Annotated in this window: 9 protein-coding genes; 7 read left to right on the top strand and 2 right to left on the bottom strand. The window is 66.3% G+C overall.

Translation table 11 applies throughout. From position 1 onward, the window contains the following. Positions 1 to 48: 48 nt before the first annotated feature. Positions 49 to 930, bottom strand: coding sequence for a ThiF family adenylyltransferase (locus ACG0Z3_RS02300; protein ID WP_394394908.1), 882 nt, complete (start codon positions 928 to 930; stop codon positions 49 to 51). A 114-nt stretch (positions 931 to 1,044) separates the two neighbouring features. Here ACG0Z3_RS02300 and ACG0Z3_RS02295 point away from each other — a divergent pair, with 114 nt between their 5' ends. The 7 genes from ACG0Z3_RS02295 to ACG0Z3_RS02265 all read left to right on the top strand — a co-directional run bounded on the left by ACG0Z3_RS02295 (position 1,045) and on the right by ACG0Z3_RS02265 (position 12,372). Beyond that, complete coding sequence (locus tag ACG0Z3_RS02295) at positions 1,045 to 2,124, top strand: nitroreductase family protein (protein ID WP_394394906.1); 1,080 nt, start codon at positions 1,045 to 1,047, stop codon at positions 2,122 to 2,124. After that, positions 2,124 to 3,380, top strand: coding sequence for a glycosyltransferase (locus ACG0Z3_RS02290; RefSeq protein WP_394394904.1), 1,257 nt, complete (start codon positions 2,124 to 2,126; stop codon positions 3,378 to 3,380). Before ACG0Z3_RS02295 ends, ACG0Z3_RS02290 begins: the two co-directional genes overlap by 1 nt. 98 nt (positions 3,381 to 3,478) lie before the next feature. After that, the gene (gene gmk / locus ACG0Z3_RS02285) at positions 3,479 to 4,099 is read left to right on the top strand and encodes a guanylate kinase (RefSeq protein WP_394394903.1); all 621 of its coding nucleotides are present in this window, start codon (positions 3,479 to 3,481) and stop codon (positions 4,097 to 4,099) included. A 25-nt stretch (positions 4,100 to 4,124) separates the two neighbouring features. Next, a complete protein-coding gene (gene rpoZ / locus ACG0Z3_RS02280; protein WP_268166323.1) occupies positions 4,125 to 4,328 on the top strand; it encodes a DNA-directed RNA polymerase subunit omega in 204 nt (67 codons plus the stop codon). A gap of 76 nt (positions 4,329 to 4,404) precedes the next feature. After that, positions 4,405 to 6,669, top strand: coding sequence for a RelA/SpoT family protein (locus tag ACG0Z3_RS02275; protein WP_394394901.1), 2,265 nt, complete (start codon positions 4,405 to 4,407; stop codon positions 6,667 to 6,669). Between the two features lie 267 nt (positions 6,670 to 6,936). Beyond that, positions 6,937 to 10,809 carry a TonB-dependent receptor domain-containing protein gene (locus tag ACG0Z3_RS02270; protein WP_394394899.1) on the top strand — a complete coding sequence of 1,291 codons (3,873 nt, stop codon included), beginning with the start codon at positions 6,937 to 6,939 and terminating at the stop codon, positions 10,807 to 10,809. Between the two features lie 21 nt (positions 10,810 to 10,830). Beyond that, positions 10,831 to 12,372, top strand: a complete 1,542-nt coding sequence (locus ACG0Z3_RS02265) for a tetratricopeptide repeat protein (RefSeq protein ID WP_394394897.1) — start codon at positions 10,831 to 10,833, stop codon at positions 12,370 to 12,372. Between the two features lie 460 nt (positions 12,373 to 12,832). Here the strand turns inward: ACG0Z3_RS02265 and greB are convergent, their stop codons facing one another. After that, on the bottom strand, positions 12,833 to 13,402 hold the full coding sequence (gene greB, locus ACG0Z3_RS02260) for a transcription elongation factor GreB (protein WP_394394895.1): 570 nt from the start codon (positions 13,400 to 13,402) through the stop codon (positions 12,833 to 12,835). Positions 13,403 to 13,439: the final 37 nt, after the last annotated feature.

Below are 13,439 nucleotides of genomic sequence, written 5' to 3'. Positions count from 1 at the left end.
GTGCGACGTGCAATTTCACACCGTTGACTGCCCAGCGCGGCGGCTCGCTCAAACCACCTTCGCGCGCCCTTCGAGCAGGGGTCGGATGAGCATCAGCATCAGCTGCTGCATCGGGTTGGCATTGCCGAACGGGCGCCAGGTGAACTTGATGCGCTGGTGGTAGGCATCGAACTGCATGGCCCAGGGTGCGGCGCGCAGGCGCCCTCGCCCCAGCAGCACCTTCAGCGCCGCCACGCCCATGACACCAGCACACAAGTCACAGGACATCATCGTGGAGGGCCCGCGACGCTGCTGGAAATTCACGGCACCCGGCTCGACCAGATAGTTGCGCTGCAGCATGGCCGGAGACAGCCCGGCGATGAAGCGCGCATATTGTTCGTTCTCACTGCGGCCTTCCACGCGGAAGTACTGCTCGAAACTCATGCCGCCCGGCTTGAAATACATCAGCGCCACGCCCATGCCCAGCGGCGCCGCCGTCAACGCGGGAATGCCGCGCTCATGACAGGCCTTGAACAGCATGCGGCGCGCCGGCAGCGCAAAGAAATCGATGCCGTCGACATACAGGTCGACATCACGCAGGAAATCATCGAGATTGGCCTCGGTGACACCCTCCGGAAAAACACGGACATCCATCTCGGGATTGATGTCGCGCGCCATATCGGCCAGCACCCTGGCCTTGGGCTGGTCCACCGTCGACATGAAGGCACCGACCTGCCGGTTCATATTGTGGACACCGAATTCGTCGAAGTCGGCAATATTGAAACGGCTCACGCCCAAACGGCTCAAGGTCAGCAGATGCGCGCCGCCCACACCACCCAGCCCGGCGATGGCAATGCGTGCCGAACGAAGTTTTTCCTGCTCGGCCGGGGTCACCCAGCCGATGTTCCTGGAAAATGCGGTCGCGTAATCAAACGTCGCAGCTTGGTTCATGTTCCCCCTTTGCGGCGGGGGCAGCCAACATACGGCTTGAGCTGCCGTTCGGGCCGACCCGCCATGGTGTTGCAGCCACGCGGCAATCTTCAATTCCAGAAAAGGTCGTCAACCATGGATTCCCAGGCCACGCTCCTGCAGATTCTCGATTTTGCACGATGGGCCCCCAGCGGCGACAACACCCAACCCTGGCGTTTCGAAATCACTGGCCCCGCCAGCGTCGCCATCCACGGCTTCGACACCCGTGAGCACTGCGTCTACGACCTGGACGGCCATCCCAGCCAGATCGCCATCGGCGCGATGCTGGAGACGGCGGCCATCGCTGCGAGCCACCACGGGCTGCGGATGCAAGCCACACGCCGCAGCGGTTCGCCCGATGCACGCCCCGTCTTCGACCTGCACTTCACGCCCGACGCTGCCCTCGCGCCGGACCCGCTGCTGCACAGCATCAAGACCCGCAGCGTCCAGCGCCGGCCACTGAAGACCCAGCCGCTGACCGCGCCGCAGAAGCAGTCGCTCGCCGCTGCCGTCGGGCCGGGCTACACCGTGACTTGGCAGGAAAGCGGCGGCCAGCGGCTGCGCATGGCCAAGATGCTGTTTCACTCGGCCAAGATCCGGCTGGTCACGCCGGAGGCCTACCGGGTGCACAAGGACATCATCCAGTGGCAGTCGCAGTTCAGCGAGGAGCGCGTGCCCGATCAGGCGCTGGGCACCGACCCGATGACCACGCGGCTGATGCGCTTCGTCATGCAGAGCTGGGCGCGCGTGGAGATGTTCAACCGCTTCTTCGCCGGCACCTGGGCGCCGCGCATCCAGCTGGACTTCGTGCCCGGCGTCGCCTGCGCGGCCCATTTCCTGCTCATGGCCGAGCGCCCCGCCCGCACGCTGGACGACTACGTGGCCGCCGGCCGCGCCATGCAGCGCTTCTGGCTGACCGCCACGCACCTGGGGCTGCAGCTGCAGCCGGAAGTCACGCCGCTGGTGTTCACCCGCTATGCCCGCGACGGCATCGACTTCTCGCGCACGCCCGGCGCGCATGACATGGCGCGCCGGCTGGAGCAGCGCTTCGTCGACCTCGTCGGCGAGCATGCCGTGGCGCATGCAGTGTTCATGGGCCGGGTGGGCCATGGCGACGCACCGCGCTCGCGTTCGCTGCGCCGGCCGCTGGACAGCCTGATGATCCAGGGCGCGTGATGACGTCGCCCGCCCGCCCCCTGCGCATCGCGCTGTTCTGCGAGGCCGTCACGCTGGCCCATGTGGCCCGACCCCTCGCGCTGGCGCGTGCGATCGCGCCGGCCGGCCACCAGTTGCTGCTGGCCTGCGACCCTCGCTACGCTGCCTTCACGTCCGAGGGCCCGTGGCAACAGGAAGCCCTGCACAGCATCCCCAGCGCGCAGTTCAACGATGCGCTCGCCCGGGGCACGCCGGTCTACGACGAGGCCACGCTGCAGCGCTACGTGGACGAGGATCTGCGCCTGCTGCGCGCCTTCCAGCCCGACCTGGTGGTGGGCGACTTCCGGTTGTCGCTGTCGGTCAGCGCACGTTTGGCCGGCGTGCCCTACATGGCCATCGCCAACGCCTACTGGACGCCGCAGTACGCTGGCGGCTATGCGCTGCCCGTCATCCCGCTGAGCCGTGCGCTGCCGCTGCCGCTGGCGTCGGCGCTGTTCCACACTTTCCGGCCGCTGGCCTTCATCCCGCACTGCCAGCCGATGAACCGGCTGCGCGCGCGCCATGGCCTGGCCTCCCTGGGCAACAACTTGCGACGGGTCTACACCGACGCAGACCACCTGCTCATCCCCGACCTCGCCGAGCTGTTCCCGCTGAGCGGGCCGGCGGACGCGCACACCTTCGTCGGCCCGCTGATGTGGGCGCCGTCGCCGCCGGCGCCGGCCTGGTGGGACGAGGCCGTCGATGCACCGCTGGGCAGCGTCTACGTCACCCTGGGCAGCTCCGGCCAGGCCGGCCTGCTACCCATGATCCTGGAGGCGCTGCAGGGCCTGCCGGTGCGCGTCATTGCGTCGACCGCCGGTGCGCCGGCGCCGGCCGTGACGCCGGCCAATGCCAGGCTGGCCCCCTACCTGCAGGGCGACGAAGCCGCCCGGCGCTCGCGGCTGATGATCAGCAACGGCGGCAGCCTGGGCACGCAGCAGGCGCTGGCGGCCGGCATCCCCACGCTGGCCCTGGCCAGCAACATGGACCAGTTCCTCAACATGGCCCCGCTGGAAGCGGCCGGCGCCGGCCTCACGCTGCGCGCCGACCGGCTGAGCGTGGCGCGCATCCGCGACGCTGCCGAGCAGCTGCTGCACTCGACAGCCGCGCCCGCCGCCGCCGGCCGGCTGCAGCCGAAGCTGCTGACCGCCGCCGCAGGCGTGGCTGACGCCTTCGAGGCCGCCGCCCGCCTCAACGGCCACCGCCCCGCAGCGACGCCGCCCGCAACATCCGCCTGACGAAAGGCGCTCGCCGACCTGCCTCGGCCCTGCATGAACCATGCGCGACCACGCATAGGGGCAGGTGACAATCCCGCCTTCACCGCAACGACCCGCACATGGAATACCCCGGCAATCTCTTCGTCGTCGCAGCGCCCAGCGGCGCGGGCAAGTCCAGCCTCGTCAAGGCCCTGCTGGAGCTGGACTCGCGCCTGGCCGTGTCCGTCTCCCACACCTCGCGCGCGCCGCGCGGCCAGGAGCAGCACGGCCGCGAGTACCTGTTCATCTCGCCGGAGGAATTCCGCGCCATGGCCGCTCGCGGCGAGTTCTTCGAGTGGGCCGAGGTGCACGACAACCTCTACGGCACCTCGCGCGCCGGCATCGAGGCGCGGCTGCAGCACGGCGAGGACGTCGTGCTGGAGATCGACTTCCAGGGTGCGCTGCAGATCAAGCAGCTGTTCCCCTACGCCGTGCTGATCTTCATCCTGCCGCCCAGCTGGGACGAGCTGCGCCTGCGCCTGAACCGCCGCGGCGACACGGCGCCGGAGGTCATCGCCAAGCGCATGAACACCGCGCGCACCGAGGTGGCACAGGCCCAGCACTTCGATTTCGTCGTCGTGAACGCGGTGTTCGACACCGCTGTTTTCGACCTCAAGACCATCGTGCACGCACAGCGGCTAAAATACGCGGCTCAGCGGCGCAACCGCTCTGCCGTCTTTCAGGCGCTCGATCTGCCCTGATCGCGCTCAACCCTCTAGGAACACCATGGCCCGCATCACCGTCGAAGACTGCCTGACCAAGATCCCCAACCGCTTCCAGCTGGTGCTGGCCGCGACCTACCGCGCCCGCATGCTGAGCCAGGGCCACAGCCCCCGCATCGAGAGCAAGAACAAGCCCGGCGTGACTGCGCTGCGCGAAATCGCCGCCGGTGAAGTGGGCGTGGAAATGCTGCGCAAGGTGCCGGTCTGATCCACCAGCTGCACTGAGCATGAAACGGGCGTCCTCGGACGCCCGTTGCCTTTCTGGCATCGGATAAATTCGGGCGATGGCCCAACGCTCCCTCACTGCCTGGTTCACCCTGCCCGGGCTGCGCGACAAGGCGCCGCCGACGCCGGCGGAAGCCGCCTCCTTTGATGCACTCCTGCCCAAGCTGGGCTACCTCAGCAAGGCCGAGGTCAAGCGCGTGCGCGAGGCCTATAAGTTCGCCGATGAGGCCCACCTGGGCCAGAAGCGCGCCACCGGCGAGCCCTACATCACCCACCCCATCGCCGTGGCCGGCATCTGCGCCGAATGGCGGCTAGACGCCCAGGCGCTGATGGCGGCGCTGATGCACGATGTCGTCGAGGACTGCGGCATCTCCAAGGCCGAGCTGATCGAGAAGTTCGACGCCACCACGGCCGACCTCGTCGACGGCCTCACCAAGCTGGACAAGCTGCAGTTCTCCACCAAGGAGGAGTCGCAGGCCGAGTCCTTCCGCAAGATGCTGCTGGCGATGGCGCGCGACCTGCGCGTCATCCTCGTCAAGCTGGCCGACCGCCTGCACAACATGCGCACCATGGGCGCGATGGCGCCGCACAAGGCCCGCCGCATCGCACGCGAGACCTTCGACATCTACGCGCCCATCGCCCACCGCCTGGGCCTGAACCAGACCTTTCGCGAGCTGGAAGACCTGTCCTTCCGCTACTTCCACCCCTGGCGCTACACCGCGCTCAGCAAGGCCGTGGCCAAGGCGCGCGGCAACCGGCGCGACCTGGTGTCGCGCATCGAGGGCGAGATCCGCACGGCCTTCACCAAGGCCGGTCTGCGTGTGCAGGTGCAGGGGCGGGAGAAGACGGTCTACTCCATCTACAAGAAGATGCGCGAGAAGGGCCTGATGAGCTTCGCGCAGGTCAGCGACATCTTCGGCTTTCGCATCCTCACCGAGGAACCGCTGCAGTGCTACACCGCCCTTGGCGTGCTGCACCAGCTCTACAAGCCGCAGGCGGGCCGCTTCAAGGACTACATCGCCAACCAGAAGGACAACGGCTACCAGTCGCTGCACACCACGCTGATGGGCCCGCTGGCCACACCGCTGGAGTTCCAGCTGCGCACCGAGGGCATGCACCAGATCGCCGAACAGGGCGTGGCGGCGCACTGGATCTACAAAAGCCGTGGCGGCAAGCAGGCCTCGGCGTTGATCGCGCAGCAGGCCAACGCGCGCTGGCTGCAGAGCCTCATCGACATCCAGGACGAGACGCGCGATGCCAACGAGTTCCTGGAGCACGTCAAGATCGACCTGTTCCCCGACTCCATCTACGTCTTCACGCCCAAGTCCAAGATCATGGCGCTGCCCAAGGGCGCCACGCCGGTGGACTTTGCCTACGCCATCCACTCCGACGTCGGCGATCACTGCGTGGCGGCCCAGGTCAACGGCGAGGCCGTGCCGCTGCGGGCAGCCCTGCGCAGCGGCGACATCGTCGAGATCATCACGGCCCCCGGCGCCAGCCCCAACCCGGCGTGGCTGAGCTTCGTGCGCACGGGCCGCGCGCGCTCCAAGATCCGCCACTACCTGAAGGACCTGGAGCAGGAAGAATCCCGCGAGCTGGGCGAGAAGATGCTGGCCCAGGCCATGCGCACCGAGGGCCTGGGCCTGCCCAGCCTGGAGCTGGACGCGCCCGAGGCGCCGCTGTGGCATGCGCTGGCCGACTGGGCCGGCAGCGCCAGCACCGAGCAGTTGCTGGTGGATATCGGCGCCGGCCGCAAGATCGCCGCCATCATCGCCAAGAAACTGGCCCGCCTGATGGCCGAACAAGGGCAGCGCCCCGATGCGCTGGCGCTGACACTGGGCCGCTTCACCGAAGGGCCCGTGGACGACCGCGCCAGCGTCACCATCGATGGCAGCGAAGGCGCCTCGGTGCAGCTGGCCACCTGCTGCCGCCCCATCCCCGGCGACGAGGTGCGCGGCTACCTGGGCCGGGGCGAGGGCCTCGTCGTGCACACCTGCGAATGCGCCGTGGGCAAGCGGCTGTTCCAGCGCGACAGCGAGCACTGGATACGCGTGGAATGGGCCGAGGAGCTGTCGCGCGGCTTCGAAGTCGGCGTGTCGCTGCTGCTGACCAACGGCAAGGGCGTGCTGGCCCAGGTGGCCCAGGCCGTGGCCCAGGCCGAGGCCGACATCACCCACATCGCCATGGGCGATGAGGCGCCGGCGCTGGAGGAGGTGGAAATGAACCTGCTCATCGCCGTGCGCGACCGCCTGCACCTGGCCGACGTGCTGCGCGTGCTGCGCCGCACGCCTGCCGTGCAAAGGGTGTCCCGCACCAAGCCCTGACACCGTTGTCGGTGTTGCCCGTTTGCACCGCCGCCGCTCACCGCCGTGAGTGTTTCTCGACGATTCCACGGGTTAACCATTGTTTCTGGGCCCGGTATTCCCTGACGAGATAGGAAATCCGGGAAATCGTATTTCTCGCCATGTAACCCCATGTTTATGGTCCGCTCCGACGCCTGAATCGGAGTGATCTGACACCGCTCCGTGACGGGCCCAAAACCCTGACAACAACGACGGCCGGACCGGGACCGGCCAACACGGAGAGAGACCATGACCAGCACCCCCTTGCTGCGGCGTGACCGCATCGGTACCGCCGTTTCCTTCGCCCTGGCGCTGATGGCGCACGAGGCCGTGATCGCCCAGACACCGGCCGCGCCTGCGGCTGCGGCGTCCGCACCAGCCGCCAAGCCTGCCGAGGCGGCCAAGCCCAAGGCACCGGTCAACGAGCTGGAAACCGTGCTGGTGGTCGGCACGCGCCAGTCGCAGCAGTCGTCCATCAACCGCAAGAAGAACGCGGCGACGGCTCAGGACTCCATCGTGGCGGAAGACGTTGGTGCCTTCCCAGACCGCAACATCGGCGAAGCCATCTCGCGCATCGCTGGCGTGTCACTGGAACGGGGCGACTTCGGCGAGGGCGTCACCGTCTCAGTCCGCGGAAACGGTCCTGACCTGACTCGCGTCGAAGTGGACGGCATGGGGGTGGAATCGGGTGCCGGCACCAACCTGCTGGGCCGCGGCGCCGAAGGCGGCGACGGTCGGGGCACCGAGTTCCGTGAACTGCCGGCTGACCTCATCAAGAGCGTCGACGTCATCAAGGGCTCCACCGCAGCCATGACCGAAGGCTCACTGGGTGGCGGCATCCAGATCCAGACCCGCACCGGCCTGGACTTCGACAAGCCCTTCTACATGATCAAGGGCGAGGCCACGCAGAGCGACCTGGTCAAGCAGACCACGCCTCGCTTCAACGTGATCCTGGCCGACAAGTTCTTGGACAAGAAGCTGGGCGTGCTGCTCAACGTGAGCAAGGCGCGCACGAACAGCGAGATGCACGCGATCACGCAGGGCGGCACCAACAACCAGCAAGGTTTGGTGCGCCAGCTCGACCTCGACAACTCGCCCGAGAAGACCTTCTCCTTCAACCCCAGCACGCTGGACCAGACGCAGCCTTCCGCGACTGCGGTCTTCCTGTCCTCGCCGCTGGTCGGGGGGGGTACGTTCAACTCAGCCACGCCGCTGGAACTGCTCACCAAGTCCGCTGCTGCACAGACCAAGGCCGATTGCTTCACGGCCTTCCCCAACCTTCCGGCGTTGTTGACCACTCCCCCTGCTGCCGGCCAGCCTGCCGCGAACGGCTCCATCGTGCTGGGCACGACCAACTCGACGCGCAACACTGCGGTCAACGCCGCGATCAATCAGCGCAACTCAGAGCAGATCACCTGCCTGAACCAGTGGAACGACTACACGCCGTCGAACGCCGGTGGCATCCGCTACAACCTGCGTCGCCAGGAAGATAGCCGCGACAACGCCGACGTCCGCTTCGACTTCAAGGTCAACAACGACCTGACCGTCTACACCAAGCTGGCCAGTGCCAAGCGCCAGGTGAACGACTGGGTGACCTTCCTGGGCTTGGGCAGCACGCCGCAGTTCAACAGTGCCTACACCGAAAACATCCCGGCCACGTACGGAGCGGCGACCCGCACGCTACCGCCCGCCAGTGCGAACTTCACGGGCAGCCTGCTGCCCAACATGTACTCGTACCCCGCGGCAACGGCAAACAACGGCGTCACGCGGCCGCTCACCATGGGCGCCACGACCACCATCCTGCCGGGCTACACGGTCGACTCTTCGCACCATCTGACCAGCTACTCGATCGACAACGCCGGCTACACCACCGACACCATCTTCAGCACCATCGACACCACGACGAAAACGCTGGTCACAGGCGCCGAGTACAAAAAAGATCGACTGAAGGCCCAGTTCATGGCGGGCCTGGTCAAGAACACGGCGATGCGCTATGACCGCCGCGCTTCGTTCGGTTACAACGCCGGCATTGCCAATTTCGCCATCCAGCCAGACGGCCTTTGGGCCTTCTCGATGCCTGGTGGCACCGATCAGCTGAACTTCCCGCGCTACGCGACGCTGAATCCGGCTGTGCAGCAGGCCGCAATTAATGCCTCTGCGACAAACCCTGTTTCATCGCCCCTGTACGCTGCCGACCGGACTGCGCAGTACACCAACACTTCGGTGCTGCAGGTCATCCGCTCCTACGACTCCGAGAACAGCGAGCGCAACGGCAAGCTGGATCTCTCCTACAACCTTGTGGACAAGGTGCCCTTCCTGACATCGCTCAAGGGTGGCGTGCAGTACCGCACCAACAAGGGCGACTTCTGGGGCGGCGGCGGCAGCACGATCAAAGAGCCCGTTGGCACGTTCGGTAACGCCGGCTTCGTGCCAGGCGTCTACATGGAGCCGGTCAACTCGCGCTGGAATCTCGTCGGCTGCGAGAACACGCCGGGCTCGCTGATCGTGGGCACAACGAGGCCTGGCAAACCCTGTGCGTACGGCTACGTGCCCAACACGACGCTGAACAAGGGCATCGCCAGCAACAACGTGGGCGGCACCACCACGCTGACCAAGGCGCAGTTCGAGGAGATCGTTCGCCAGACCATGACCATGGCTCCCGCCAGCCAGTTCTACAGCGGCTCCAAGGATCGACCATCCACCCTGCTGAACGGCTGGTACAACCTGGACATCGACAAGCTGTTCCAGCTCGCCGGCGTGCCGGTGCAGCTGGACTGCCTGCGCCAATGCACGGCCAGCGATGGCAAGGTCTACGACACCCCGGTACGCCGCTCAAAGGAAACGGTGACCGCCGCCTACCTGATGACGGACTTCGAAGTCGACCGCGTGCCGTTCACGAACTGGTCCCTGCCATTCGGTATGGAAGTCGCTGGTAACTTTGGCGTCCGCATGGTCAAGACCGATGTGGATGCGACGGGCTTCGTGACGCTGCGCTCCAACCGCGTCATCGCCAGCAGCTTCAATCCCGCTGACCCCTACAACGCCGCCGGCCTGCAGAGCTACACGCAGACAACCAACACCTCCGTCAAGGGCAGCAACACTGACGTGATGCCGTCGCTGAACCTGGCAACCTGGGTCGTGCCTGACAAGCTGGTGACACGCTACAGCGTTGGCAAGACGGTGGCCCGCCCTGGCATCTCCCGGTTGCTGCCCGAAGGCACCTGCAACATGTACGAGTTCGTCTATTCAGCGGCGTCGACGGACGACGACGGTGACGAACCCGACCAGGGTTGCGGCCGCTTCGGCAACCCGGATCTCAAGCCCCAGACCAACGTCAATCACAACCTGTCGCTGGAATGGTTTGCCAACCGTGACACGATGTTCTCGTTGGCCTACTACAAGCAACGCGGCCTGATCGGTGCGCCAACCCTGACCGTCTCACGCCAAAACGTGCGACTGTTCAAGGACAGCACTGCTGTCGACCCGTTCACCGGGCAGTCGCTGGCCGACCAGGAGTTCACCTACACCACCTGGGACAACCAGCCGGCCTCGACGCGCAAGGGCATTGAGTTCAGCATGAAGACGGCATTTACCTTCCTGCCGTCCATCCTGCGCCACACCGGCCTGGACGCCAACTTCACGAAGGCCAAGGACAAGCAAGGTCGTCCGACGCTGGATCTGATCAGTGGTGACGTGTTGCCGCCAGCCGGCGTGCCCAAGTATTCCTGGAACGCCTCGCTGTGGTACGACGACGGCGCCTTCCAGGCGCGCGTCGCGATGCAGGTGGTGGCCGAGCGCTACAGCCGCTTCACGCCGGGTGCTGACAACAGCGCCATCCTGGTCAACAACTACCCATCCGTTGGCACCAACACCTGGCGCCTGCCGTACAACCCTGGCGCGCCGATGTTCTCTCCGCGCACGGCGTTCGTTGATGCGAAGGTTTCCTACAAGTTCAAGAACGGCCTGGAGATCTTTGCCGACGCACGCAACCTGACCGGCGAGCGCAAGCAAGTGAACACGGGCGGCTACCAGGATTACGCCGGCGGCATCCCCAACATCTACACCGACGACTACGCCGGCCGCCGCTACACGGTAGGCTTCACACTGCGCAGCCCGCGCTAAGCAACAGAACAGGGAGACAAAATGACCGGCACCGACCGCCCATTTCTTCAACTGAACTGGGCGGCACGGGCCGTCCTTGCCCTGGCCTTCGCGGCGCCGCTTGCCGGCGCCCAGCAGGCCGACGGCGCCAAGCCGTCGAACGCGCCTGCGCCGACACAGGCGCTGAGCTCGGTCCAAGTGACCGGCAAGCGCAACGGTGGTGTCGATCCTTCGATCATCACCGCCGCCAAGGACAAGATCCTCGGGCGAGGTTTCGCATCGTCCTGCGGCTTCTTGAGTGGATATTCGGCCGCGGATGACGATGTCACGTTGGCCTACATGCGCGACATGGGCCTGCTGGACAGTCCGTCCAACGAAGCCGAGCGCTTCAGCGACCTGAGCCCGGCCGGCAATGCCAAGACGGGCACTGCGGGAAGTCCGCTGGATCCCACCACCACCGACCCCGACGACATCAGCGGTACGTCACCGGCCGTCGCCTGCGGCGCCAGCGACAAGCGTTTTTCTGCCGGCCGCAACTGGATCGCGCGCAAGGACAAGTCGCTGACCCAGGCCTTTGAGGCCTACGAGGCCGGGAACTACGTGGAGGCTCGCGCGAAGTTCGAGGAAGGCTGGAAGAAGCTCGGCTACGAGGAGGCGGCCATGATGCTGGGCCGGCTTCATCTGCTGGGCCTGGGAACGCCCGCCAGCACGCCAAAGGCCGTCGAATGGCTGAAGGAAGTCGTCGACGCGCGCTACGACCCCGTCAAGGACCGGCTGAAGTTCGACCCCAAGCGCCCCGACAACATCAACACCCGCGTCGAGGCCGCACTGCTGCTGGCCCGCATCCACCTGACGGGACAGGGCACCAAGCGTGACCCGGCCCAGGCCTACAAGTGGTGGACCAAGGCACTGGACTACGGCTTCGAGCCCGCCGGCACGCTGCTGGCCCAGGCCAACCTCAGCGGCGTCGGCACCAAACGCGATGCCAAGCAAGCGCTTGAGCTCTTGCAGACCGCCAGCGAAGCGGGCGACGTGAAGGCCCTGTACATGCTGGGGCAGCTCTACCACCATCAACTGCCCAAGCAGCCCGAGGGTGTACCGCTGGACCTCCAACGCGCCGGCGCTTATTACAACGCCGCCGTCAAGGCGGGCCACCTGGAAGCCACCTACGCCGCTGCGCGCATGCTGGATCTCGGTGAAGGTCTGCCGGCACCGGCACCGGAACGCGCCGTGGTGCTCTACAAGGACGCCGCGCTCAAGGGCCACGCCGACGCGCAGAACGCACTCGCCACCTACTTCTACAGCGGGGAAATCGTCGGCCAGAACCTCACCACCGCACGCCAACTGTTTCAGGCTGCCGCGCAGCGGCGCCAGCCCGATGCGATGTTCAACCTCGCCGTCATGCTGGCCCAGGGACAAGGCGGTAACAAGGATATGGCAGCCGCCTACGCCTGGTGCTCGCTGAGCAAGGGACTGGGCCACGAACAGGCCAGCGCCGCTCTGCCTGCCCTCGCAGCCAAGCTCAGCCCCGAGGAAAAGGCCAGGGCCGAGGCGATGCTGAAGCCGGCACCGAAGAAATCCTGACCCGCAGGGGGCGGGAAGGCGGGAGCTCCCGCATCTTCATCCAGAGAGCGCCAGATGGCACGTGTTGCCCTGGCGCTTTTTTTGCTGCTACCCGATCCCGATGCAAGGTCGCAAGCCATCCTGGCTAACGTTATTCCCAGGCTGACAAAACCCAAATGCTCGACAAAGACAGGGTTGTGCCGGGGTTTGATGTGCATCAGCAGGGCGCGCAACAAGTAATCCTGATCCATCGACGGCCACTGGAGACAAGATGAACTCACTCACACCTCATCGAGTGGCGCATGGCTCACGGCCAGGGCGGGGCCAACGATCTGGCCACCGCTTATGCATGGTGCAGCCTGAGCAAGCGTCTAGGCCATCAGCGGGCGGAGGCTGCGCTGCCCGTCATCGCCCCCAGCTCAGCTCCGAAGAAAAGGCCCGCGCCGACTCGCTGCTCAAGCCCGCGCCGAAAAAGTCTTGATCAGCCCCCAGCCGCAGGCGCCGGGTACTGCACCTCGACGACCTCGATGCTCTCCACGCCCACCGGCGTGACGAGCTTGAGTTCGTCGCCCACCCGTGCCTTCAGCAGCGTGCGGGCGATGGGCGACACCCAACTGACCTCGCCGGCCAGGCTGTCCGACTCGTCGATGCCCTTGATGGTGATGGTCTTCTCGTCGCCGCGCGCGTTCGCGTACGTGACGGTGGCACCAAAGAACACCTGCTCGCTGCCATGGTGGGCGCTCGGGTCCACCACCTCGGCAATGTCCAGCCGCTTCGTGAGAAAGCGCAGCCGGCGGTCGATCTCACGCAGACGCTTCTTGCCGTACAGGTAGTCGCCGTTCTCCGAGCGGTCGCCGTTCTTGGCCGCCCAGGACACCGTCTCCACCATCTTGGGCCGCTCCACGTCGATGAGCTGCATGAACTCCGCCCGCAGCCGCGCATAACCGGCGGGCGTCATGTAGTTGCGCGTGCCGGCCGGCAGCGCGGGCAGCGCGGGGCCATCGCCATCGTCGTCTGCGGCCTCGGATTCCTTGGTGAACGCCTTGCTCATCCGGGCATTCTCCAACGTCGCGAAAGCGGGCTTGAAC

It is taken from the genome of Pelomonas margarita, assembly GCF_043555875.1.
GTDB classification, from domain to species: Bacteria; Pseudomonadota; Gammaproteobacteria; order Burkholderiales; family Burkholderiaceae_C; genus Pelomonas; species Pelomonas margarita.
This window is presented reverse-complemented; position numbering and strand designations above follow the sequence as displayed.